Origin of the sequence: Streptomyces sp. NBC_00443 (assembly GCF_036014175.1) — a bacterium.
GTDB lineage: Bacteria > Actinomycetota > Actinomycetes > Streptomycetales > Streptomycetaceae > Streptomyces.
The window spans coordinates 5,221,647-5,245,409 of record NZ_CP107917.1 but is presented as its reverse complement, the minus strand read 5'-3'; the positions used below and the strand labels follow the sequence as shown (position 1 = coordinate 5,245,409).

At 71.5% G+C, this 23,763-nt stretch carries 22 protein-coding genes and 1 pseudogene; 14 read left to right on the top strand and 9 right to left on the bottom strand.

Annotated features, from left to right (window positions below; genetic code table 11):
- Positions 1-22: 22 nt before the first annotated feature.
- Complete coding sequence (locus OHO27_RS23835) at positions 23-1,255, bottom strand: amidohydrolase family protein (RefSeq protein ID WP_328427015.1); 1,233 nt, start codon at positions 1,253-1,255, stop codon at positions 23-25.
- A 209-nt stretch (positions 1,256-1,464) separates the two neighbouring features.
- Between OHO27_RS23835 and OHO27_RS23830 the strand changes: the two genes are divergently transcribed.
- The gene (locus tag OHO27_RS23830) at positions 1,465-4,425 is read left to right on the top strand and encodes an AfsR/SARP family transcriptional regulator (RefSeq protein ID WP_328427014.1); all 2,961 of its coding nucleotides are present in this window, start codon (positions 1,465-1,467) and stop codon (positions 4,423-4,425) included.
- A gap of 202 nt (positions 4,426-4,627) precedes the next feature.
- Complete coding sequence (locus OHO27_RS23825; protein WP_328427013.1) at positions 4,628-4,804, top strand: hypothetical protein; 177 nt, start codon at positions 4,628-4,630, stop codon at positions 4,802-4,804.
- 238 nt (positions 4,805-5,042) lie between these two features.
- Here the strand turns inward: OHO27_RS23825 and OHO27_RS23820 are convergent, their stop codons facing one another.
- Entirely contained in the window at positions 5,043-5,645 is a 603-nt protein-coding gene (locus OHO27_RS23820; protein WP_328427012.1) for an ATP-binding protein, read from the bottom strand.
- A gap of 137 nt (positions 5,646-5,782) precedes the next feature.
- Between OHO27_RS23820 and OHO27_RS23815 the strand changes: the two genes are divergently transcribed.
- From OHO27_RS23815 to OHO27_RS23800, 4 genes are all read left to right on the top strand, one after another.
- Positions 5,783-6,637, top strand: coding sequence for a helix-turn-helix domain-containing protein (locus tag OHO27_RS23815; RefSeq protein WP_328430523.1), 855 nt, complete (start codon positions 5,783-5,785; stop codon positions 6,635-6,637).
- Positions 6,618-6,824 (top strand): DUF397 domain-containing protein, encoded by a 207-nt coding sequence (locus tag OHO27_RS23810; protein WP_328427011.1) that lies wholly within the window; start codon positions 6,618-6,620, stop codon positions 6,822-6,824. Before OHO27_RS23815 ends, OHO27_RS23810 begins: the two co-directional genes overlap by 20 nt.
- A 173-nt stretch (positions 6,825-6,997) precedes the next feature.
- The gene (locus OHO27_RS23805) at positions 6,998-8,017 is read left to right on the top strand and encodes a hypothetical protein (RefSeq protein ID WP_328427010.1); all 1,020 of its coding nucleotides are present in this window, start codon (positions 6,998-7,000) and stop codon (positions 8,015-8,017) included.
- Between the two features lie 156 nt (positions 8,018-8,173).
- Positions 8,174-9,541, top strand: a complete 1,368-nt coding sequence (locus OHO27_RS23800) for an O-antigen ligase family protein (RefSeq protein WP_328427009.1) — start codon at positions 8,174-8,176, stop codon at positions 9,539-9,541.
- A 22-nt stretch (positions 9,542-9,563) separates the two neighbouring features.
- Here the strand turns inward: OHO27_RS23800 and OHO27_RS23795 are convergent, their stop codons facing one another.
- On the bottom strand, positions 9,564-11,165 hold the full coding sequence (locus OHO27_RS23795; RefSeq protein ID WP_328427008.1) for a FadD3 family acyl-CoA ligase: 1,602 nt from the start codon (positions 11,163-11,165) through the stop codon (positions 9,564-9,566).
- A gap of 95 nt (positions 11,166-11,260) precedes the next feature.
- Between OHO27_RS23795 and OHO27_RS23790 the strand changes: the two genes are divergently transcribed.
- The 3 genes from OHO27_RS23790 to OHO27_RS23780 are packed head-to-tail and all read left to right on the top strand — an operon-like array spanning position 11,261 to position 13,615.
- Positions 11,261-12,418 carry a lipid-transfer protein gene (locus OHO27_RS23790; RefSeq protein ID WP_328427007.1) on the top strand — a complete coding sequence of 386 codons (1,158 nt, stop codon included), beginning with the start codon at positions 11,261-11,263 and terminating at the stop codon, positions 12,416-12,418.
- Between the two features lie 7 nt (positions 12,419-12,425).
- Positions 12,426-12,842 carry a Zn-ribbon domain-containing OB-fold protein gene (locus OHO27_RS23785; protein WP_328427006.1) on the top strand — a complete coding sequence of 139 codons (417 nt, stop codon included), beginning with the start codon at positions 12,426-12,428 and terminating at the stop codon, positions 12,840-12,842.
- Positions 12,839-13,615 (top strand): enoyl-CoA hydratase/isomerase family protein, encoded by a 777-nt coding sequence (locus OHO27_RS23780; RefSeq protein ID WP_328427005.1) that lies wholly within the window; start codon positions 12,839-12,841, stop codon positions 13,613-13,615. Before OHO27_RS23785 ends, OHO27_RS23780 begins: the two co-directional genes overlap by 4 nt.
- Position 13,616: 1 nt before the next feature.
- Here the strand turns inward: OHO27_RS23780 and OHO27_RS23775 are convergent, their stop codons facing one another.
- The 3 genes from OHO27_RS23775 to OHO27_RS23765 form a co-directional block, all read right to left on the bottom strand.
- Positions 13,617-14,129, bottom strand: a complete 513-nt coding sequence (locus OHO27_RS23775) for a hypothetical protein (protein WP_328427004.1) — start codon at positions 14,127-14,129, stop codon at positions 13,617-13,619.
- Positions 14,130-14,275: 146 nt separating this feature from the next.
- Positions 14,276-16,642 (bottom strand): serine/threonine-protein kinase, encoded by a 2,367-nt coding sequence (locus tag OHO27_RS23770; protein ID WP_328427003.1) that lies wholly within the window; start codon positions 16,640-16,642, stop codon positions 14,276-14,278.
- Positions 16,643-16,875: 233 nt separating this feature from the next.
- Positions 16,876-17,625 carry a VOC family protein gene (locus OHO27_RS23765; RefSeq protein WP_328427002.1) on the bottom strand — a complete coding sequence of 250 codons (750 nt, stop codon included), beginning with the start codon at positions 17,623-17,625 and terminating at the stop codon, positions 16,876-16,878.
- Positions 17,626-17,747: 122 nt separating this feature from the next.
- Between OHO27_RS23765 and OHO27_RS23760 the strand changes: the two genes are divergently transcribed.
- Positions 17,748-18,395 (top strand): TetR family transcriptional regulator, encoded by a 648-nt coding sequence (locus OHO27_RS23760; RefSeq protein ID WP_328427001.1) that lies wholly within the window; start codon positions 17,748-17,750, stop codon positions 18,393-18,395.
- A gap of 69 nt (positions 18,396-18,464) precedes the next feature.
- Here OHO27_RS23760 and OHO27_RS23755 read toward each other — a convergent pair whose 3' ends face one another.
- Entirely contained in the window at positions 18,465-18,917 is a 453-nt protein-coding gene (locus tag OHO27_RS23755) for an Lrp/AsnC family transcriptional regulator (protein WP_328427000.1), read from the bottom strand.
- Positions 18,918-18,999: 82 nt separating this feature from the next.
- Here OHO27_RS23755 and OHO27_RS23750 point away from each other — a divergent pair, with 82 nt between their 5' ends.
- Positions 19,000-19,626 (top strand): LysE family translocator, encoded by a 627-nt coding sequence (locus OHO27_RS23750; RefSeq protein ID WP_328426999.1) that lies wholly within the window; start codon positions 19,000-19,002, stop codon positions 19,624-19,626.
- Between the two features lie 3 nt (positions 19,627-19,629).
- On the opposite strand, the gene OHO27_RS23745 is transcribed toward OHO27_RS23750, so the two are convergent.
- A complete protein-coding gene (locus OHO27_RS23745; protein ID WP_328426998.1) occupies positions 19,630-20,121 on the bottom strand; it encodes a nitroreductase family deazaflavin-dependent oxidoreductase in 492 nt (163 codons plus the stop codon).
- Positions 20,118-21,324, bottom strand: a pseudogene (locus OHO27_RS23740) (acyl-CoA dehydrogenase family protein). The gene OHO27_RS23745 and the pseudogene OHO27_RS23740 overlap by 4 nt, the downstream one beginning before the upstream one ends.
- Positions 21,325-21,428: 104 nt before the next feature.
- Here OHO27_RS23740 and OHO27_RS23735 point away from each other — a divergent pair.
- The 3 genes from OHO27_RS23735 to OHO27_RS23725 are packed head-to-tail and all read left to right on the top strand — an operon-like array spanning position 21,429 to position 23,754.
- Complete coding sequence (locus OHO27_RS23735; protein ID WP_328426997.1) at positions 21,429-22,601, top strand: thiolase C-terminal domain-containing protein; 1,173 nt, start codon at positions 21,429-21,431, stop codon at positions 22,599-22,601.
- Between the two features lie 22 nt (positions 22,602-22,623).
- Positions 22,624-23,049 (top strand): pyridoxamine 5'-phosphate oxidase family protein, encoded by a 426-nt coding sequence (locus OHO27_RS23730; protein ID WP_328426996.1) that lies wholly within the window; start codon positions 22,624-22,626, stop codon positions 23,047-23,049.
- 36 nt (positions 23,050-23,085) lie between these two features.
- Positions 23,086-23,754 (top strand): pyridoxine/pyridoxamine 5'-phosphate oxidase, encoded by a 669-nt coding sequence (locus OHO27_RS23725; protein WP_328426995.1) that lies wholly within the window; start codon positions 23,086-23,088, stop codon positions 23,752-23,754.
- Positions 23,755-23,763 lie beyond the last annotated feature (9 nt).

Genomic DNA, 23,763 nt, shown 5'->3' with positions numbered 1-23,763 from the left:
CCCTCCCGGGACCGCGGCCTGCTCATGCCTTCCCGGGCCACAGCCCGTCGTCCGTCAGGCCCAGCAGCTCGATCGCGTTGCTCCGCACGATCCGCTCGACCACGTCCCTGTCCAGGTGCCCCATCTGCGCCTCGCCGACCTCGCGCGACTTCGGCCAGGTGGAGTCGGAGTGGGGGTAGTCGGTCTCGTACAGGACGTTCCCGACGCCGATCGAGTCCAGGTTCCTGAGCCCGAAGGCGTCGTCGAAGAAGCAGCCGTAGACGTGGTCGGCGAACAGCTCCGACGGCGGCCGGTGCACCTTGTCGGCGACCCCGCCCCAGCCACGGTTCTCCTCCCACACCACATCGGCGCGCTCAAGGATGTACGGGATCCAGCCGATCTGCCCTTCGGCGTACATGACCTTGAGGTTCGGGAAGCGCTCGAACTTGCCGCTCATCAGCCAGTCGACCATCGAGAAGCAGCAGTTGGCGAAGGTGATGGTGGAGCCGACGGCGGGCGGGGCGTCGGCCGAGGTGGAGGGCATCCGGCTGGACGAGCCGATGTGCATGGCGACGACCGTGCCGGTCTCGTCGCAGGCGGCGAGGAACGGGTCCCAGTAGTCGGTGTGGACGGACGGGAGCCCGAGGTGCGGGGGTATCTCGGAGAAGGCGACGGCACGCACGCCCCGCGCGGCGTTGCGGCGGACCTCCGCGGCCGCCAGTTCGGCGTCCCAGAGGGGGATGAGGGTGAGCGGGATGAGCCGGCCCTGCGCGGCGGGGCCGCACCACTCCTCCACCATCCAGTCGTTGTACGCCTGGACGCCCAGCAGCCCCAGCTCGTGGTCCTGCGCCTCGGTGAAGGTCTGTCCGCAGAAGCGGGGGAAGGTCGGGAAGCAGACCGCGGACTGGACGTGGTTGACGTCCATGTCGGCGAGGCGGGCGGGGACGTCGTACGACCCCGGGCGCATCTGCTCGTATGTGATGACCTCCAGCTTGATCTCGTCCCTGCTGTACCCGACGGCGGTGTCGAGGCGGGTCAACGGCCGCTGCAGGTCCTCGTACACCCACCAGTCGCCGATGGGCCCGTCCTCGCCCGGCCGGCCCATGACGGGCTTGAACCGCCCGCCCAGGAAGGTCATTTCCTTCAGTGGCGCGCGGACTATGCGCGGGCCGGTGTCCTGGTACTTCTTGGGAAGCCGGTCCTGCCACACGGTCGGGGGCTCCACCGTGTGGTCGTCGACGGAGATGATCAGCGGAAACGTCGTCTCGGTGTCCATGTCCGTCACGGTAGCGCCGATCTGACGGGCCGTCAGCTATGCAGGAGCGACCCCGGATGCGGTGGGGAGTGCCCAACGCCGTGCGGAGAGCGCGTGAGGACCTTGTGATATCCCGCGCGTCCAGCTGTGATCACCCTCTCCGGAGCTGACGCAACTGCCATGAACAAGGCAAACTGGCGGGGATGTAGACGGGTCCTAGGGGGACTGCGATGGGCGGGGTACCGCGAGTGCCGGAGCAGAGGCGTCCTGGCTCCTCGGCAGATACGGCGGAGCAGGCGGGGGCGCTGCGCTTCAGCGTGCTCGGCCCGGTACGCGCCTGGCGCGGCGAGGAACAGCTCCCCACCGGGTCCCCCCAGCAACGCGCCCTGCTCGCGGCCCTCCTGCTGCGCGAGGGCCGTACGGCGACCGCGGCCGAGCTGATCGACGCCCTGTGGGGCGAAGAGCCGCCCTCGCAGGCGCTGGCGGCGGTACGGACGTACGCCTCCCGGCTGCGCAAGGTGCTGGACCCCGGGGTCCTGGTGAGCGAGTCGGGCGGCTACGCGGTGCGCGGCCTGGCCGAGGGCGCGCTGGACCTTGCGGAGGCCCAGGAGCTGGCGGCCGAGGCGGAGAAGGCGCGGGGCGCCGGGGATCTGTGCCATGCCCGGGACGTGCTGGGCCGGGCCCTGGCGCTGTGGGACGGGGAGGTGCTGGCCGGGGTCCCCGGGGCGTACGCGGAGGCCCAGCGGGTCCGCCTGGAGGAGTGGCGGCTCCAGTTGCTGGAGTCCCGCCTCGACATGGACCTGGAGCAGGGCTGCCACGCCGAGGCGGTCTCGGAGCTGACGGCGCTGACGGCGGAGCACCCGCTGCGCGAGCGGCTGCGTGAGCTGCTGATGCTCGCCCTGTACCGCAGCGGGCGGCAGGCGGAGGCGCTGGCGGTGTACGCGGACACGCGCCGCCTGCTGGCGGACGAACTCGGCGTGGACCCGCGACCGGACCTGAAGGAACTCCAGCAGCGGATCCTGCAGGCCGACCCCGGCCTCGCGGAACCGTCGGCCCCGGTGGCCGACTCGCCGGTGATGCCGGTACGGCCCGCCCAGCTCCCGGCGACCGTCCCCGACTTCACGGGCCGTTCCGCCTTCGTCTCCGAGCTGAGCGAGGTCCTCGCCTCGTCCGAGGGCCGGGTGATGGCGGTGTCGGCGCTGGCGGGCATCGGCGGGGTCGGCAAGACCACGCTCGCCGTGCACGTGGCACACCAGGCGCGCTCGGCCTTCCCCGACGGGCAGTTGTACGTCGACCTGCAGGGCGCGGGCCCGCGGGCGGCGGAGCCGGAGACGGTGCTGGGGTCCTTCCTGAGGGCCCTGGGCACGGCGGACTCGGCCATTCCGGACTCGCTGGAGGAGCGCTCGGCCCTGTACCGCTCGGTCCTGGACGGCCGCCGGGTCCTGGTGCTGCTGGACAACGCCAGGGACGCCGCCCAGGTACGGCCCCTGCTGCCGGGCACCGAGGGCTGCGCGGCGCTGGTGACCTCCCGGGTCCGCATGGTCGACCTCGCGGGCGCCCACCTGGTCGACCTCGACGTGATGTCCCCGGACGAGGCCCTGTCCCTCTTCACGAAGATCGTCGGCGAGGAGCGGGTGGCGTCCGAGCGGGAGGCCGCGCTGGACGTGGTCGCGGCGTGCGGCTTCCTGCCGCTGGCGATCCGTATCGCGGCGTCCCGGCTCGCGGCCCGCCGCACCTGGACCGTCTCGGTCCTCGCCGCCAAGCTCGCCGACGAACGCCGCCGGCTGGACGAGCTCCAGGCCGGCGACCTGGCGGTCAAGGCCACCTTCGAACTGGGCTACGGCGCCCTGGACCCCGGGCAGGCCCGCGCGTTCCGCCTCCTGGGCCTCGCGGACGGGCCGGACATCTCCCTTGCGGCAGCCGCGGCAGTCCTCGACCTCCCGGCCGAGGACACGGAGGACCTGCTGGAGTCGCTCGTCGACACGTCGCTGCTGGAGTCGGCGGCGGCGGGGCGGTACCGGTTCCATGATCTGGTGCGGCTCTACGCGCGTGCGTGTGCGGAGCGGGACGAGCCGCGGAGCGAGCGGGATGCGGCGTTGTCGCGGTTGCTGGACTTCTACCTGGTCACGGCGGCGGGCGTCTACGCCATCGAGCGCCCGGGGGACCGGCTGGTGGATCACCTGGCACCGACTGAGTATCCAGGGCTGACGTTTGAGGATCGGCATCACGCACGGGACTGGCTGTACGCGGAGGCGACCTGTCTGCTGGCTTGCGCGCGGCAGTCGACGGATCCTAGCCAACTGACGCGCGCGGTCGACCTGTTGTGGGCGGTCATCGACCTGATGGAGTCGGGTGCCAACCCCAGGGAGTACGAGGCGACAGGATCCTCCCTGCGCGCCGCAGCACACACAGCTCGTGATCAGCGTACGCAAGCCCGAGTCCTCGTCACGCTGGCCAACAGTCACAACATGTCCGGCCGCTTCGAGCTTGCGGACCAAGAGGCTGCCGAGGCCCTTCGGCTGGCGGAAGCAGCGGGTGATCCTCTGCCCCAGTGCTGGGCATCCAACATGCTTGGCATCATCGCGCTTTATCAGAGCCGGTTCGAGGACGGTGAGACGCTCCTGACCCGCGCCATCGACAGCTTCCGCTCCTGCGGAGACCGCCCCGGTGAGGCCAGCGCTCTGTGCAATCTCTCGCGGATACACCTGGCGATGGGGCACACCGCGAGTGCCGTGTCCCTGGCCCAGCAGGGCACCGACATGTATGACGACATGGGGCACGCTCTGAAGGGTGCCAACGGCCGCTACGCGTTGGGCCTCGCGCTCACTCAGAGCGGTCAGCACGAGCAGGCCGCTGATCGTCTTGGGGAAGCTCTCGAAGTGTTCCGGGACAGTCGACAGCGGCTCTGGGAGGGCATGTCCCTTTTCCGTCTCGCCGAACTCGACCTGGTGGCCCGGCGCCCCGCCCAGGCCGCGACCAACTCGGAACTGGCGCTGACCCTTCTCCGCGGAATCGGGGGCGAGTGGCGGCGTGGAAACGTGCTCACCGTGCTCGGCCGGGCCCTGAAAGGCATCGGGCAGTCCGGTCGCGCCCAGGTCTGCTGGCAGGAAGCTCTTGAGATCTTCGACGGACTCAAGGCCCCCGAGGCCGAGGAAGTACGAGCGCTGCTCAAGCCTCTTACCCTCGCCTGACAGCGTACGTACACGTTCATCGTTCGTTTATCGCCCCACGGCACTCTCGTCGTGTCGATCCGTCGCGTCGGGGGGCAGACGGGACGACCGGTGGTCGCACCTTATGGTGTTGCGGCCCGAAGGTGACCGGCCGGCAGCCCTCGGGGGAGTTGCCGGCCGGTCTCACCACTCACCGCACCAAGAACATTCAGGGGAGCCAGTCATGAGCAACGAGAAGAAGAAGACTGAGGCAGAGGCGCCGAACACCGAGGCCACCGAGGTGACCACGCTGAACAGCCACGCCACCAGCGAGCCGCTGAACAGCACCCTCGCCGCCGACAAGGGCACCGGCGACGCCACCACCGACAACTCGCACGCCACCGGCGAGCCGACCAGCTGAAGCCTCCTCCCACGGGGATCGGCCGCGGCGGCGCGGAGGGGAGCCGCTGCGGCCGAGGTGCGTCAAGGGGCAGGTGCAGGCCAACCCATGGCGGGAGCCGTTCGATCCACTCGAACATTCGCCCCATCTGACGCTCGCGTCACCTGACACCGCCGTGGCTCCGCTGAACAACGCCATACCGTAAAGCGACTCCTCACCGATGGGGCCGAGCCCGAGCTCGGCCCATCGCCGTGTCGTCTCACCCCTCACCACCCACCTCGCACCACACCGTCTTGCCCGACTCCCCCTGCACCACACCCCACCGCAACGCCACAGCGTCCAGCAACGCCAGCCCCCGGCCGGACTCGTCATCCCCCTCGGCGTACAGCAGAACGGGCAAAGCGCACGGGTCAGGGTCGGCGACCTCCACCCGGATGCAAGCGCCCGCGCGAGCCACGCGCACGGAGACAGGGGTGCCCTCCCCCACATGGCGGACGACATTCGCCACCAGCTCGGTCACACACAGCTGCACCTCCCCGCCGCTGTCCCCAAACCGCTCCCGCACGGCACGCCGCAACTCGGGCGCCGCCTTGGACAACGCGAGCAGATCGACCTCCAGGCCCGCATGGTTCACCGGCCGGCCGGCCGCCTTGCGCAGCGCCGCGGCCAGCTGCCGTGCGGTTTCCGTGTTGCAGTTGCCGAGCGCGATCAGGCCGACCGGAGCGCGGTACGCGCCCGCGAAGGTCGGCAGGTCCACACGGAGGGACGGGAGGGTGATGTCGTGGGCGGCGAGGGCGTCGCGCAGTTCCTCGATGCATAGGGTGATGTCGTAGGCGGTGGGGGGATTCTGACGTGGCCTCATGCACGTACCTTCCTGTGCACTCTGTGACGATTCACTCACACAGTGACGCGACGCGACGTACCGTGAAAGAGGTTCAGGTTCCCGGGCGTGAACTGTGGAACAAGGCACGGCAGTTGTGGAGTGGGTGGCGGCAGATCATGGTGCGGCGCAAGGACATCGACGGCTCGGAAAGCGTCCCGTGCTTCTACGGCAAGGAGTTGCGGTGGAAGCGGGAGGAAGCAGGGCTCACACTTCAGCGGTTGGTCGAGGGCAGCTTCTACGGCCAGAGTCACCTGAGTGAGATCGAACGGGGCGAGCGCCGGATGCCCCGCGATCTGGCCGAGCACGTGGACCAGGTGCTGCAGACCGACGGCTTCTTCGAACGCCGCTGCGAGGACGTGCGCAAGGCCCGAAGGAAGGGACACGCCTCGTACTTCGAGAAGGTGCTGGAGGCCGAGAAACACGCCGAGGCCATCGAGGAGTGGTGCCCGACCCTCATCCCCGGCCTGCTTCAGACCAAGGCCTACGCCCACGCGGTCGTACGAGCGACACACCCTCTCGAAGCGCAGGAGAAGACGGACGCGAAGGTGAACGCCCGTCTCGAGCGGGCCCACCTCTTCGACGAGGACCACGCGACGCCCGAGTACTGGGCGATCCTGCACGAGTCGCTGCTGCGGCTGCCGATCCTTCCGCCGGCGGATATGGCCGAGCAGCTCGACCAGATCGCGGAGTTGGCGCGTCGGCGACGGATCACTCCACAGGTCCTTCCGTGGAACTGCGGGGCGCATCCTCTGATGCTGGGCGCCGTTACGGTCATGACGTTCCCCGACGCCCCACCCCTCGTCTACACGGAGGCCGCTTACAGCGGTGACACCATCGACGATCCGGCCCTCGTGAAGCAGTACCGCAAGTCGTACGATCGGCTCAGGGCCGCCGCTCTGCCGCCGGAGGCGTCCCTCGCCATGATCGAGGAAGCGGCTGGGGACTACCGAAATGGCAAACACCGCCTTTGACTTGAGCACTGTGCGCTGGAGGAAGAGCAGTTACAGCAACGGGGACGGCGGAAACTGCGTCGAGATCGCCGAGGGCCTCCCCGGCATCGTCCCCGTCCGCGACTCCAAGACGGCCGAGGACGAGGGCCCCGCGCTCGTGTTCCCCCTCTCCGCCTGGACGGCCTTCGTCACGGAGATCAAGCGCTGACGCGGTGTGAATGGCAGGCCCGTGCCACGTGCGTCACGTGATGGCCCAGGATTCGCCGGCTGGGGTGGAACAAAACTGCCTATCTCCGGCTCATCTCCGGTTCCTCAGGGCCTCGCCGCCGAGTTATCCACAGGGCTGGGCGGGAGCGGTACTGCCTTCGGGACAGTGGGGGCGTGGAACGCAAGGACTTGAGGGCGCTCGTCGACGGCGGTGTGTTGTTGACCTCGCGGGCGCTGGAAGCCGGCTGGCCTCGGGCGTCCCTCTTCCGGCGGCTCCGCTCGGAGGGGTGGGCCCGCGTTCAGGGCGGCGCATGGGCAGAACCGGGGAGGGAAGTCGACCTCGTCGTACGGCTGAAGGCGGCCCAGCTGGTCAGGCGGCAGCTCGTCGTGAGCCATGGCTCGGCTGCTCGCCTTTGGCAGATCGAGACACTGGACGGCGGGAGGCCGGGCCGCGGTGGGCCGGCCGAGGATCCACGGCGTCCATGCCCTCTGGAATTCACCGACCCCGGGCTCAGCGCCCGGCAGGGCTTCGCCGGGGTACGGGTCCACCGCATCCCCCTCCCGCAGGTCGAGGTCGTCGAGCGGTCCGGCCTGCGCGTCACCGAGGTCCCTCGCACCCTCGCCGACCTCCTCCGAGCCGGCCCGAGGGACAACGCGCTCGTTGCTGTGGAGTCCGCACTCACCTACCGCAGGGTCGGCGGCGCACGCCGCGCCCCGCTCATCGCGCCGGCTTCCCTTGCCGTGGCCTTGGAGGCCCCGCTTCTCGGTGCCGGCAGGGCCCAGGAGTGGCTGGTGTTGCTCGACCCCCGCTCCGGCTCACCCGCGGAGACGATCGCCCGCCTGCACATGCACGACGCCGGCCTCCGTCCCGAAACTCAGGCCGAGGTGCGTACCCCCGACGGCCGTCGCCGCTATCTCGACTTTCTCTTCCGGGCCGAGGGACTGGCGATCGAGATCGAGGGCTACGCCTATCACGGCACCCGTGACGCCCATCGCCGTGACGTGGCCCGCTTCAACCAGCTCGCCCAGAGTCCGGAGGTGCGGAGCCTACTGCGCTATACCGCCGAGGACGTCTTCCATCGGCCTCTACAGATGATCCGCGAGATCCGTGCCGCGCTGAATGCCGGGGCAGGCCGCTTCGGGGCGGGTCCGTGCGACCCGCCAGGGTTGATTGGCGGATCTGTGTCAGCGTGAGGCCCAACTACGCGCTCTGGCGGGATGTTCGATGGGGGCTCCTCTGCCAATCGCCCCCGCCCGAGCCAGAAGCGGGACCGGCGTCCGCCAAGGCTCTGTGCCCCGTTCCCCCTCCCGACACCCAACCGTCGCACCCGGCCGCCACGCTCGGGTGCCATGGCATCCGACCAGAGCGTGCCGGCCGGTCCCGGGCGGCCGTCGGCGATCGTCAGGTTCGTTCAGTTCGTGCCGCTGGGCGCGGTGGCTGTCGTGCTGCTCGACTCGGGCACCGACTTCTTTCCCGACGACCCCGTCGAGTCGGTCGTCGGGATCGTCACTCCGACGCGGCTCGCCCTGCTGGCCGGCCTGATCGCCCTCGTCGTTCCCGTGCGGGGACGGGCGCGGGCCCGGCTGCGGGACTTCCGGACGCGACTGGACGTGCCGATCGGCCTGTTGGTCGTGGCCGCGGGGGCGGCGACGTACCACGGCGGGCACGCCACGGCGCCGCTGCGCGGCCTGCTGACCGTCGTGTGCTGCTACTACCTGGTCGTCGGAGTGCGCCGGACGCAGACCGAGTCGTGGCGGGCGATCGGGATCCTCGCGCTGGCCGGCGTCACGGCGGCCTCCACCACTGCCTTCTCCCAGGTGACCAACGAGACACCGACCGGCTTCTGCCGGACGGGGCTGCTCACCGACGTGGCCTGTGACGCGGGCGGCGACGGCATCCTCATCCGGGCCACCGGGACCTTCTCCAACCCGAACCTGCTGGCCGCCTTCCTGGTGCTGCTCCTGCCGTTTGCGCTGCTCGCCGCCGTGTGCGTGGACGAGCGGACGGCCCGTACGGCGATCGTGGTGCTGGTCGTCACCGGATACGGGGCCCTGCTGACCACCTTCTCGCGTGCCGGGTACGTCGCCGCTGCCGCCGGGCTTCTCGTGCTCGGCGGCGCCTACTGGCTGGCGCCCCGGCTCGCCGACCGGGCGCAGCGCCGGCTGTTCGCCGCCCTGGGTGCCGTGGCCCTGCTCGCGGCGGCCGGTGTCATCTGGGCCGTGTCCCGGGCCGGGAACGCGCTGGGTGTGCGGGGACAGGCGTGGGAAGCCGCCCTGCGGATCGCCGCCGACAACCCCCTCGGCGTCGGACTCGGGCGCTCCGGTGCCGTCATATCCGCCACCGCGCCGGGCGAGCGGGTCTTCGTCCACGCGCACAACCTCTGGCTCAACTGGCTGGTGGAGACGGGGCCTCTCGGGCTCCTCGCCATGACCGCGGTGGCCGTCGTCGCCGTGTCCTGCGCGGCCCGCGCCGCCCTCGCCAAGTCGGTCATCGGGACGGTCGGGCTGGCCTCGCTGACCGGGTTCTTCCTGGCGAGCATGATGGACCACCCGGCCAACCTGGACCGGATCGATGTCCTCATGTGGTGCGTGCTCGCCGTCGTCATGGCCGAGGCGCCGGCCGGGTGGCGCCGCGGGTCCGACCGGCCCACGACCGCGGTCCCGGCGCAGGTGAAGCGGCCCCGGCACGGGCCCCAGCGCGTCGGTGCGGCGACCTGAGGGACGGCCGCCCCGCGGGGTCCTAGCCCGAGCGGCGCTGCGCCGCCCCGCCCCGCAACTCCCCCTTCACCACTTTGCCGCTCGCGTTCCGCGGCAGCTCCCCCAGGAACTCCACCTCCCGCGGCACCTTGTAGTTCGCCATCTCCCGCCGCGCCCAGGCGATCAGGTCGTCCCCGGTGAGCACCGCCCCGGGCCGCCGCACCACGTACGCCTTCCCGACCTCCCCCAGCCGCGCGTCGGGGACGCCGATCACCGCCACGTCCGCGACGCCTGGATGCAGGCCCAGGAGCCGCTCTATCTCTGCCGGGTAGGCGTTGAAGCCGCCGACGATGTACATGTCCTTGATGCGGTCGGTGATGTGCAGGTTGCCCGCCTCGTCCAGCACGCCCACGTCCCCGGTGCGCAGCCAGCCGTCCTCCGTCAGCACTTCCGCGGTGGCCGCCTCGTCCTCGTAGTAGCCGCGCATCACGTTGAAGCCACGGACCAGGACCTCGCCGGGGGTGCCGGCGGGCGCCGGTTCTCCCGTCGGGCCGGCCACCCGCACCTCGGTGCCCTGGATCGCGCGGCCCGACGTGGACGCGATCACCATCGGGTCGTCGCCGCGCCGGCACATCGTCACGATGCCGCTGGCCTCGGAGAGGCCGTATGCCGTGAGGACGGTCTCGACGCCGAGTTCCCCGCGCAGGCGCTCCACCAGTTGCAGGGGTACGACCGCCGCGCCCGTCACCACGAGCCGCAGCGCCGAGAGGTCGTGGGCATCGCGGGCCGGATGGTCCAGGAGGGACTGGTGCAGGGTGGGCGGGCCCGGCAGGACCGACACCCGTTCCGCCGCGATGTTCGCCAGGGCCGTGCCGACGTTGAAGACGGGCTGGGGAATCATCGTCGCGCCCCGCATCAGACAGGCGATCACCCCGGCCTTGTAGCCGAAGGTGTGGAAGAAGGGGTTCACGATGAGGTAGCGGTCGCCCTGCCGCAGTCCCGCCAGGTCGCTCCACACCTCGTAGGCGCGCAGGGTCTGGGCGTGGGTGATCACCGCGCCCTTCGGGCGGCCCGTCGTGCCGGACGTGAAGACGATGTCCGAGGGGCAGGAGCCGTCCACGGCCTCGGCCCGAGCGCGTACGTCCACGGCGCTCACCCCGTCCCCGCTCGCCAGGAAGTCCTTCCAGGTACGGAAGTCCGCCGGGGCGTCGTCCGACAGCACGACCACCTGCCGCAGCTCGGGCAGCCCCGGCCCCTCCGCGACGGCCCTGCGCAGCGACGCCACATACGACGTCCCCAGGAACGTGCCCGTCACGAACAGCAGCCGCGCCCCGCTCCTCCGCAGCACATCGGCCGCCTCGGTGCCCTTGAAGCGGGTGTTCAGCGGCACCAGCACCGCCCCGGCCGACACCGCGCCCAGCGCCGACACGATCCAGTCGAGCGTGTTGGGGGCCCAGATGGCGACCCGGTCGCCGGGCGAGACGCCGTTCGCCAGGCAGGCCGCCGCCGAACGCTCGACGCGGGCGCCCAGTTCGGCGTACGAGATCCGCGTGCGGCCCTCGACCACGGCCTCGACGTCCGCGTACCGCTCGGCCGCGGACCGGACGAGTTCCGGGATGCTGGCCCACTCCAAGTCACCGCGCACCACGGCCTCCAGACCCAGTAGCTGACTCTCCGTCAGATTAGCTGTAGCCTGACGCCCTGTCAGCAGCCGCTTCAGCATGCGGAGGTGCTCGCAGCATGACCGGAGTCAACGGACTCAAGGACGCCACCGCGATCGTCGGCATCGGACAGACGCCCTTCGCCAAGCGGCTCGGCGAGGACGAGAGAACCCTCGCCTGCCGTGCCGTGGTGGCCGCCCTGGACGACGCCGGAATAGCGCCGGGCGAGGTCGACGCGCTCGCCAGCTACACCATGGAGGAGACCGACGAGGTCGAGCTGGCGAAGGCCGTCGGCTTCGGGGACCTCACCTTCTTCAGCAAGGTGGGGTACGGGGGCGGCGGTTCGTGTGCCACCGTCGCGCATCTCGCCGCCGCCATCGCGGCCGGGCAGGCCACGGTCGGGGTCGCCTGGCGGTCCAGGAAGCGGGGCAGCGGGCCCCGGCCCTGGCGCAACACCACCGCCCAACTGCCCACGCCGGCCCAGTGGACCCGGCCGTACGGCCTCCTGCGCCCCGTCGACGAGATCGCCATGCTCGCCCGCCGCTACATGCACGAGTACGGCGCGACGCGTGATCACCTCTTCAACGTCGCCCTCGCCTGCCGGAACCGGGCCAACCAGAACCCCGCCGCGGTGATGTACGAACGGCCCCTGACCCGCGAGATGTACATGACCTCCCGGTGGATCAGCGAGCCCCTCTGCCTCTTCGACAACTGCCTGGAGACGGACGGGGCCCTGGCGTGCGTGATCGTCAGCCGGGAGCGTGCCCGGGACTGCCGGCACAAGCCCGTCTACGTCCACTCGGCCGCCCAGGGGCTGCCCGCCCAGCACCACGGCATGGTCAACTACTGGAACGACGACCCGCTCACCGGACCCGCGTGGACCGCCGCCCGGCACCTGTGGAAGCACTCCGACTTCACTCCACAGGATGTGGACGTCGCCCAGATCTACGACGCGTTCACCGCTCTCATACCGCTCTCGCTGGAGGGGTACGGCTTCTGCGGGCGGGGCGAGGGCGGGGCGTTCACGGAAGGGGGCGCCCTGGAGATCGGCGGGCTGCTGCCTCTCAACACTGGGGGCGGCGGGCTCAGCGAGGCCTACGTCCACGGCTTCAACCTCATCAACGAAGGCGTCAAGCAGCTGCGCGGCACCAGCACCGCGCAGGTCCCCGACGCCGCCACCTGTCTCGTCACCGCCGGCGAAGGCGTCCCCACCTCCGCGCTGCTCCTGAGGAGTTGATCGAAGGATGCTCTCCCCCGTCACCGACCCCGACGGCGCCCCCTTCTGGCAGTACGCCGCCCAGGGCGAGCTGCGCATCCAGGCCTGCCCCGACTGCGGCGAACTCCGCTTCCCGCCCCGCCCCTGCTGCCCGCACTGCCAGTCCTTCGCGAGCGAGTGGCGGCAGGTCGGCGGGCACGGCCGGATCTGGTCGTACGTCGTCCCCCATCCGCCTCTCCTGCCGGACTACGCGGAGCAGGCGCCGTACAACGTCGTGGTCGTCGAACTCGCCGACGTGCCCCGCATCCGCCTGGTCGGCAACCTCGTCACGGAATCCGGCGCCCCTCTCGACTCTTTCCCCCCGGACCGGATCCGCATCGGCGCCAAGGTCCAGGCCGTCTTCAGCGGGGCCGGCCTTCCGCAGTGGGTCCTGGAGCGGTCGTGAGCCCCGCCGTCCGGACCGGGACCGACAAGGGCACCGGCGTCGCCGTCGTCACCCTCGACCGGCCGCATCGCCTCAACGCCATCGACCTCGCCATGCGGGACGAGCTGGTGGCGGTGTGGCGGGAGTTGCGCTTCGACGACACCGTGCGGGCCGTCGTGCTCACCGGGGCCGGGGAGCGGGCCTTCTGCACCGGGCTGGACCGGGAGGCCATCGTCCCGCAGCCCGACTCGCCGTACATGAGCGACGATCCGCTGTTGCGGGTCGGGCCGAAGGCGAACGACCTGTGGAAGCCCGTCGTCGCCGCCGTGCGGGGCATGGCCTGCGGGGGCGCCTTCTACCTCCTGGGAGAGGCGGACTTCCTCGTCGCCGAACCGAGCGCCACCTTCTTCGACCCGCACACCACCTACGGCATGGTCAGCGCCTACGAGTCGATGCTGACGGCGCTGCGCATGCCGTACGGAGAGGCGGCTCGGATGGCGCTCATGGGGAGCGCGGAGCGGATGTCGGCGCGGCGGGCGCACGAGATCGGGTTCGTGTCCGAAGTCACCGAGCCCGGCGAGGCGTTGGCCGCCGCGGTCGACTGCGCCGCCGTCATCGCCGGGTATCAGGCGGAGGGTGTGCAGGGGACCGTACGTGCGCTGTGGGCGGCCAAGGAGGCCGCCCTGGCCCACGCCTTCGCGCAGGCGCCGCACCTGATCGCCCTCGGCAACCTGCCGGGGGAACGGCAGGCGGAGCTGTTCCGGACGCGGCGCCGCGGGTTCAGGACGCGGTGACCTAGTAGGAGTCGGACATCCGCAGCGCGTTGCTCAGTTCGCAGGTGCCACTACCGGAGGCCGTCTGCCGGGCGACGACGTCGGTGGACTCGGTGGCGCCGGCGTCGACGGTCAGGATCCCGGAGGTGGCGGTGTCCAGCTCCTTGCCGGTGGAATCCTTGAAGATGACGTCGAACGTGTAGGAGTACGTCGTCGTCGCACTGCTGTTGGCGGCGCTGACGCGCGCGATGAGTCCCTTGGCCGCGTCGTACTCGCACTTCTCGATCTTCACGTCCGTGGTGTCCTCCGCGGACGGCCCCTCGCTCTCCACACCGCCACCGGATGACGACCCCACGTCGTAGTCGTCGTCATCGTCGTAGTGCGTGCTGCCGCCGCTCGTGCCGCCCGAACTGCTCGACGAGCTGCTGGAGTTCGAGCTGCTGTCGCAGCCGCCGCCGCTGGAGTGCCGTGCGCCCGTCAGGGCCACGACGACCCCCACGCAGACGGCCACGGCGCGGACATGGCGAAGCTTCACGTGGTCAACCCCCGTTGTCGTGATCGTGAGCACGTCACGCTAGCAGCGGCCCCGCGGCAGGAACCGCTTACCCGGCGTCACGTCTCGTGCAAGAGCGGTGAAGATGGCCGCCCTTTACGGACGGCCGTCGTCCGGATCCGCGCCGCCTACGCGGTGCGGGCCGTGCCCGTGCCCTTCTCGGCGTCCAGGGCGTACACACAGCGATCCTTGCTGCACGCGTACACGACGCCGTCCTGCACCACGGGCGAGCCGGTGATCTCGCCGCCGGTGGCCAGCTTCCAGCGCAGGCGGCCGTCGTCGGCCTTCAGGGTGTACAGCAGATGGTCGGTGGAGCCGAAGTGGATCCGGCCCTCCGCCACCGAAGGCGCGCCCACGATGTCGCCGCCCGCCTGGAAGCGCCACTTCGGCGTCCCGGTGACGGCGTCCAGGGTGTAAAGCCCCTTGCCGCTGCCGACGTGGACGTGGCCCCCGGCCACCAGCACCGGATCGATCGAGGCGCGGGCCTCGGTGGCGATGCGCCAGCGGTCGCGGCCGTCGGTGGCGTCCAGGGCGTAGACCGTGCCGAGGTAGTCCGCGAGGTACACACCGCCGCCGGTCACCGCCGGGCCCGGCACGAAGGCCGGCGGGCACAGGAAGACCGCCGGGGCCTCGAAGTGCCAGCGGACCAGGCCGCTCACCACGTCGAGCGCGAGCACACGTGTCCCGGCGGACACGTACACAAAGCCGTCGTGCGCCTGCGCCACCCGCACCGGCACCCCGCCGCAGGAGGCGGCGTCGCCGATGGGGTACGACCAGCGCTCGTCGCCCGTCCGCGCGTCCAGGGCCTTCAGCCGGGCGTCCTGCCAGACGTACACCGTGCCGTCGTACAGCGCCGGTCCGGCCTCCGGGGACTCGAAGTCGCTCTGCGCCCCGGTGATCTCCCACAGCTTCTGGCCGTTGGAGGCCTCCCAGGCCTGGACGCCGCCGCCGCGCGTGCCGGTGATGACCGTGCCGCGCTCGGCCTTGAGGGAGTACACCCAGGCGTCCGTCTGCAGGCGCCAGAGGTCGGCGCCCTCGCGGCAGTCCAGGGCGAACAGGGTCGGACCGTCGGAGGCGTGGATACGGCCGTCGGCGACCGCCATCGACCAGGCGACGTCCCGCGTCTTGAAGCGCCGTCGGCCGGTGGCCACATCCAGGGCGTGCACCTCGAAGGAGGTGACGTAGACGAGGTCGTCGGCGACGGAAGGTGTGCCCCAGACGTCGTTCGACATGCGGAAACGCCAGGGCCGCCAGCCGGCCGGTTCGGGGGACGCCGGCGGTGGTGCCGGTACGGCGGGGCCGACAGCGGGGCCCGTGCCGTTGACGCCGGGGCGGGGTTTGGACCAGGAGGCGACGAGGCCGGCTTCCGGCGGGGGCGCCTGCATGGCGGCGGCGCGGGCGTCGGCGACGCGGGGGCCGGGGCCGATGGGGACCGCGGCGCCGGCCAGCCGCACCGGGCCGGTGTCGGGGGCGCCGACCGGTACGGGCGCCGGCTGCGGGCCCGGAACCGCCGGGTCGTGCGCGGGCGGCGGCGGAACCGGCGCGGGGGCGATGCGGCCGCCGCTGCGGCCGGAGGACGGCGAGGGCTTCAGGGCCGGACGGCCGCCGCGCCGCGCCTCGATCAGGCCCACCGCCCGCTCGGGCAGCCACGCGGACGCCGTACCGCTGTCGTCGGAGCCGGAGCCGAAGAGGTGGGGTGCCAGCTGGGCCTGGAGGTCGGCCGGGTTGGGGCGGCCCGTGGCCTCCATCTGCATCAGGGACTCGATCAGCGGGCGCAGCTCGTCCGGGAGGCCTTCGAGGTCGGGGCCCTCGCGCAGCAGCATGAAGACCGTCTCGACGGGGTTGGCGCCGTGGAAGGGCGGGTGTCCGGTGGCGGCGAACACCAGCATCGAGCCGAGCGAGAAGACGTCGCTCGCGCCGGTCACGCTGCGGGAGTCCTTCGCCTGCTCGGGCGACATGTAGGCGGGGGTGCCGACGGCGACGTTGGTCATGGTCAAACGCGTGTTCGACACGCCGGACGCGATACCGAAGTCGATGACTCTGGGGCCGTCCTCGACCACGAGCACGTTGGACGGCTTGAGGTCGCGGTGGACGAGACCGGCGCCGTGGATCGACTGCAGGGCCTCCGCCACGCCCGCCGCCAGCCAGCGCACCGCCTGGGCCGGGAGCGGCCCGCACTCGTTCACTATCTCCTCGAGGGAGGGCGCGGGGACGTACGCGGTGGCCAGCCACGGCACGGCCGCCCGCGGGTCGGCGTCGACGACCGCGGCCGTGTAGAAGCCGGAGACCGCCCGGGCCGCCTCCACCTCACGGGTGAAGCGGACGCGGAACAGCTGGTCCTCGGCGAGTTCCGTACGGACCGTCTTGATCGCCACGCGCCGCCCGGACGCCGAGCGCGCAAGATAGACCAGCCCCATGCCGCCGGCACCCAGCCGTCCGAGCACCTCGAACGGCCCGATCCTGCGCGGATCGTGCTGCGTCAGCTGATCCACCACTTGCCTGCCACCTCCCCGTACGGGCCCCGTCACCCGCTTATGTACGCGACCCCGTGCAGCGTCTCACCACCGCACCGCCTTGGCGGCACGCACCCCGATTCTTCCTGTCCGGAGGCGTGGTGGCGAACCCGCGGGCGGAACGGGGTGTCTTGGGACAAAACCACAGCCCGCCGCCCCGCGGAAGCGCGGTTTCGCATAGTGGGACGCCTGAGCCACCGGAGGCAGGAGTGCCGTCAGTCCTTGGGAACCCGCTCCAGAACCGCGAAGGACGCCCCTTGATCGTCGGTCACCACGGCCGCCCTCCCGTACGACGTTTCGAAGGGCGGCACCTGGATCCGCCCGCCGAGCCGGTTCACCGTGCCGAGGATCTCCTCACAGTCCGTGACCCGGAAGTGCACGAGGAAGTGGGGCGGCATCATCGCCGAGAAGCGCTCCGCGACCGCCGCCCGCCCGAAGTCCGGCTTCGCGTCCGGCCCGAACAGGGCGTCGGTGAAGAGCCCGCCGTAGAAGTCGTTGGCGACCTCGATGTCGCGCGCGTACAGCTCCACCCAGCCGAAGGTGCCGACCTCGTGCCGGCGCTCGAAGCCCGGGTGCTCGCCCTGCTGCCACAGCCCGAAGACGGCGCCCTCGGGGTCGGTGACCAGCGCGGCCGTCCCCAGACCCGCCCCGGCCTCCACGGGCGCGGTGACGACCTGTCCCCCTGCGCTGCGGATCCGCCCGGTCAGCGCCCGCGCGTCCGGGGTGGCGAAGTACACCGTCCACACGGTGGGCATCCGCCCGTCCGTCTTGCGGGAGAGAGCGGCCACACGGTCGCCGTCCAGCCGGGCCCACACGGTGGAGTCGTAGGCGTCCTCGAAGTCCCACCCGAAGAGCTCACCGTAGAAGCGCTTGCCCGCATGTACATCGGCGAGCTGCGCCTCGACCCAGCACGGAACGCCCTCCGTGTATCCCGTTCCGTTCGCGGATGCCCTGTTTTCGGCCATGCGGCAAAAGTAACGGCGCCCGACGCACCTCGCAGACCAGGCACACCAGCCTCGCGCTGCCCGTGCACCCCATTTGCAGTCGGCCGAATCGCGCCCCGATCACGCCTCGGTAAGCTGACGACATGACAGGACAAGTGCGTACCGTCGACGGCCGCGTGGCCGGCCGGCGTGGGCAGGCGACCCGGCAGAAGCTGCTCGACTGCCTCAGCGAGATGCTCAGCTCCTCCCCGTACCGGGACGTCAAAGTCATAGATGTCGCCCGGAAGGCGGGCACTTCGCCCGCCACCTTCTACCAGTACTTCCCGGACGTCGAGGGCGCCGTCCTGGAGATCGCCGAGCAAATGGCCACCGAGGGCGCCGGGTTGACCCAGCTCGTCGAGGGCCGCAGCTGGGTCGGCAAGGCCGGCTGGCAGACGGCGCAGGAACTCGTCGACGGGTTCCTGGAGTTCTGGCGGAGAAACGATGCGATCCTGCGGGTCGTCGACCTCGGTGCGTCCGAGGGGGACAAACGCTTCTACAAGATCCGTATGAAGATCCTGAACTCGGTCAACAACTCCCTGGCCGAATCGGTCACTCAGTTGCAGGCCAAGGGCAAGGTCGACAAGGACGTCAACCCCGCCGCGGTCGCGGGTTCGATCGTCGCGATGCTCGCGGCGGTGGCCTCGCACCAGAAGGGCTTCCAGACCTGGGGCGTCAAGCAGGCCGAACTCAAGCCGAACCTCGCGCTGTTGGTGCACCTGGGTGTGACCGGCAAGAAGCCGACCAAGTAGCTCCCTGATTTTGAGCAAGTCCTGTCTGGCAGGCGGTGGCTCACCCGACGTGGGCCGCCGCCTGCCGTCCTATCCGGGCAGCGGACGATCCCGTACGACGTGCTTCATCACCAGCGTCGAGGTGAGCCGCTGCACCCCCGGCAGGGTCGCCAGCCGCTCGTCGTACAGCCGCTGGAAGGCGGCGAGGTCGGCGGTGGCCACCCGCAGCAGGTAGTCGGGCTCGCCGAACAGCCGTTGTGCGTCCAGGACATGGGGGATGTCCGCGATCGCCCGCTCGAATTCGGCGACCGTGTCCCGGTCCTCCTGCCGCATGGACACGAAGACCAGCGCCTCGAAGGTCAGCCCCACAGCCGCCGGCTCCACCACCGCCCGGTAGCCGCTGATCGCCCCCGAGCGCTCCAGTTCACGCAGCCGCCGGTGGCACGGCGAGACGCTCAGCCGCACCCGCCCGGCCAGCTCGGTCACGGTCAGCCGCCCGTCCTGCTGCAGCTCGGCAAGAATCTTCCGGTCCACGTCGTCCATGAAGAAGATATTTGCTCACAACTCGCGATCATGAGCAAACTTCGACAACACTTTTGGGCCATTCCCGCCTAATATCCCCACTATGGACTCCGGACTGCTCCTTTCCTTCCTCGCCATCGACCTGCTGCTCGTCTGCGTACCGGGCGCCGACTGGGCGTACGCGATCTCCGCCGGGCTGCGCGAGCGCTCACCGGTGATGGCGGTGACGGGTCTGGTCACCGGGTACGCGCTGCACACGGTCCTCGCGGTGGCCGGCCTCGCGGTGCTGGTGGCGGGCGAGCCGGGTCTGCTGACCGCGCTGACGGCAGCCGGCGCCGCGTACCTGGTCTGGCTGGGCTGGAGCGTGCTGCGCCGCCCGGGCACGCCGGAGACCTCAGAGGAGGCCGTGGCCCCGAGCAGCCCGGCCCGCGCCTTCCTGCGCGGCGCCACGATCAGCGGCCTGAACCCCAAGGGCCTGCTGCTCTACCTCTCGGTCCTGCCCCAGTTCCTGGTGACCAAGGGCGACCACCTGCCGGTCCCCGCCCAGACCGCCGTACTCGGGCTGCTCCACATGGCGTGCTGCGCCGCCGTCTACCTGACCGTGGGCCTGGCCGCCCGCGCGGTCCTCGGCGCCCGGCCGGCCGCGGCACGAGCGGTCACCCGCACGTCCGGGGCGGCGATGCTCGGCATCGGGGCCTTCCTGCTGGTACAGCGCCTGGCGACGCTGTAGCGGTCACGGCCGCCCGGGTTCCTCGTCCTTGCGGACGATCCTGAAGAGCCGGATCTCCCGCTCCACCCGCGTCTGATACGTCGCGTACGGCGGCCAGAACCGGAGCACCGTCTTCCAGGTGGCCGCCCGCTCCTCGCCCTCCAGCAGGCGGGCCGTGACGGGGATGTCGGTGCCCTTCCAGCTCACCTCGGCGTCCGGGTGGGCCAGCAGGTTGGCGGTCCAGGCCGGGTGGCCGGGGCGGCCGAAGTTGGAGCCGATGAGGATCCAGGTACGGCCGCCGTCCTCAGGCATGCACGCGAGCGGCGTGCGGCGCGGCAGCCCGCTGCGGGCGCCCGTCGAGGTCAGGATCACGCCGGGCAGCATCTGGGCGCTGAGCAGCACCTTCCCGCGGGTGAGCCGGTGGACGGCACGGTCGAGCGCGGGGATCAGATGAGGGGCGACCTTGGCGAAGCCCCGGGTCGACGACACCTTCTGCACGAGCCGCACGCCGATCACACCGCCACCTCCCGCACCGCGGATGTCCCGAAGAGCCGGGCCTCGGCGGCCGCGTGCGCCCGCAGCCGGTGCACCGGCCCGAAGAGCAGCTCGTCGCCGGCGGCCCGCTTGAAGTACAGGTGCGCCTCGTGCTCCCAGGTGAAACCGATGCCGCCGTGCAACTGGATCCCCTCGGCGGACGCGATCCGCAGCGCTTCCAGGGCCTGCGCGAGGGCGAGGCGCTCCGCGGGTGGGGCCGCGTCCCTCGGGGGCGTTGCAGCCCACGCTGCGTAATAGGCCGCCGAGCGTGCCGCCTGCACCTGCACGTACACATCCGCCAGCCGGTGCTTCACCGCCTGGAACGACCCGATGGCCCGCCCGAACTGCTCCCGCTGTCCGACGTACGCCACGGTGCGCTCCAGCGCCCGGTCGGCGGCGCCCACGGCCTCACAGGCGAGGACGGCGGCGACCCCGTCCCCCGCACCGGTCAGTGCACCCATCACATCGGTACCGTCCTCCTCCCCAGCAACTCGGCTTCCACGTCCCGCAGTTGCACCCGCCCCTGCGGCCGGGTGGCGTCCAGGGCGGTCTGCCGCACCCGTACGACCCCCGCCGCGTCCCCCGGCACCAGGAACAGCAGCGTCCGCGACCGGGCGAACCCCCGGCGTGCGCGGCCACCAGCAGCAGCCCCGCGCTGTGCCCGTCCAGCACCTGGTCGACCTGCCCGTACAGCCGCCACCCGCCCTCGACCCGCCGCGCCTGCACACCGCCGGCCCGTCCGCCGCCGGCCCAGTCACCCCCGTTGCCGCCGGTCAGGGCGAGCGCGGCGGCCAGCGCGGTGCCCGGGACGGCGAGGGTGGAGGTGAGCGCGCCGGAGGCCAGGCGGGGCAGCAGCGCGGCGCGCTGGGCCTCGGTGCCGAGGGCGGCGATCAGGGGTGCGGCGAGAACGGCGGTGGCGAGCAGCGGGGACGGGACCAGCGCGCGGCCCGTCTCCTCGCAGGCGAGGGCGAGTTCGGTCGCCGTGCAGCCGACCCCGCCGTACGCCTCGGGAAGGGCGAGCCCGGGCAGGCCGAGCTGTTCGGCGAGGGCGGTCCACAGGGCCGGGTCGTGTCCGGCGGGGGTGTCGACGGCGGAACGCAGTTCGCGGGGGCCGCAGCGGCTGTGCAGCAGCTCGCGGAGGGTGCGGCGGATCTCGTCCTGCTCGGGGGTGAAGCTGGCGTCCATGGCTCTTGCCTCCGGCTCTTCCCTCCAGATCTGACGGACCGTCATATTAGGAGGGTGGCAGCGAGATGCACAGAGGTGGGAAGCAACGGGACTGGAGGCCTCACATGACTGCCGGGAGCCGGAAAGTAGCCGTGGTCGGGGTGTCTCTCTCCGACTGCGGCCGGGTGGACGACGCGACCCCGTACGCCCTGCACGCCCAGGCGGCCCGCCGCGCCCTGACCGACGCGGGGCTCGGCCGGGAGGTGGTGGACGGCTTCGCGTCCGCAGGGCTCGGCACCCTCGCGCCCGTAGAGGTGGCCGAGTACCTGGGCCTGCGCCCCACCTGGGTCGACTCCACCTCCGTCGGCGGCTCCACCTGGGAGGTCATGGCCGCCCACGCGGCGGACGCGATAGCGAGGGGGCACGCGAACGCCGTCCTCCTCGTCTACGGCTCCACGGCCCGCGCCGACATCAGGGCGGGCCGGCGGACGGGGAACCTGTCCTTCGGCTCGCGGGGCCCCCTGCAGTTCGAGGTCCCGTACGGTCACACACTCATCGCCAAGTACGCCATGGCCGCCCGCCGCCACATGATCGAACACGGCACGACCATCGAGCAGTTGGCGCAGGTGGCGGTCCAGGCCAGGGCCAACGCGGCCCTGAACCCGGACGCGATGTTCCGCGACCCGATCACCGTCGACGACGTCCTGGACGGACCGGTGATCGCGGACCCCTTCACCAAGCTGCACTGCTGCATCCGCTCCGACGGCGGGGCGGCGGTGCTGCTGGCGGCGGAGGAGTTCGTACGGGACTGCCGTACGGCTCCGGTGTGGGTGCTCGGCACCGGGGAGCACGTCTCACACGCGGCGATGTCCGAATGGCCCGACTTCACGGTGGGCCCGGCGGCGGTCAGCGGACGCCTCGCCTTCGAGCGGGCCGGGGTGCGTCCGGAGGAGATCGACTTCGCCGAGATCTACGACGCGTTCACGTACATGACCCTCGTGACGCTGGAGGACCTCGGCTTCTGCGGGAAGGGCGAGGGCGGGGCGTTCGTGGAGAAGGGGCGGCTGCTGGTCCGCGGTGGGGAACTGCCGGTCAACACGGACGGGGGCGGCCTCTCGGCCCAGCATCCCGGGATGCGAGGGCTGTTCCTGCTGGTGGAGGCGGTGCGGCAGCTACGGGGCGAGGGCGGGGAGCGTCAGGTGCGGGGGCGGGGCGGGGCATTGCCCCGTCTGGGTGTCGCTTCGGCGACCGGGGGATGGTTCTGCTCGTCGGGGACGTTGGTACTGGGGAGGGATTGAGCCGACCGAGAGGACTGCGGGCATGGCCCTGACCCGAGAAGAACGCGAACAGTTCCTTGCCGAGCCCCATGTCGCCGCGCTGTCCGTCGACGCGGGCGCGGGGCGCGCCCCACTGACCGTGCCGGTCTGGTACCAGTACGAGCCCGGCGGCGACGTATGGGTCCTGACCGGGCTGGATTCCCGGAAGAACCAGCTGATCCAGTCGTCCGGCCGGTTCACCCTGATGGTCGACCGCGTCGAACCCACCGTCCGGTACGCCTCGGTCGAGGGCCCGGTCATCGACACGACCCCCGCCACCCTGGAAGAGCTCCGGGAGGTCGCGGCCCGCTATCTCCCGCCCGGGAAGGTCGACGGCTATGTCGACTTCGCCTGGAAGAACCACGGCGAGCAGATCGTCATCCACATGCGGCCCGAACGCTGGGTGTCGTCCGACCTCGGTCAGCTGTGAGCCGGTACGGCCGCCGCGGCACGTGACAATCGAGGCATGGGAGATGACCTGCTTCATGAGCTGCTGAGGTCGCTGCGGGTGTGGGACCCGGCAGCCACCGAGCTGCCTGCCTTCGACCCGGCCACCGCACCCGCCGACCCGCTCGCCCTGTTCACGGCCTGGTTCGCCGAGGCGGTGGCGGCGGGGCAGCTGGAACCGCACACCATGTCCCTCGCCACGGCCGGCGAGGACGGCCTGCCGGACGTACGGACGGTGATGCTGCACGGCGCGGACGCCTCCGGCTGGTCCTTCGCGACCCACGTCGACAGCCGCAAGGGCCGCCAGCTGACGGCCCGCCCGTACGCGGCCCTCGGCTTCTACTGGCCGGCCCAGGGTCGCCAGGTGCGGGTGCGGGGCCCCGTGACAGCCGCCCCCGCCCAGGACGGCCAGGCCGATCTGCAGGCCCGCTCGACCGGCGCTCTGGCGGCGGCACTGACCGGCCGCCAGAGTCAGGTCCTTCGCTCGCTGGAGGAGTTGGCGCGGGCCTCCGAGTCGGCCTGGGAACGGGCCGGCCGCGAGCCCGACGCTCCCGTGCCGACGTGGACGCTGTACCAGCTGCGCCCCGACGAGGTGGAGTTCTTCCAGGGCGACGCGCGGCGTCGGCATGTGCGGCTCGACTACCGGCGCGGAGAGGGTGGTTGGGTGAGGGAGCTGCTCTGGCCGTAGGGCCTGGTG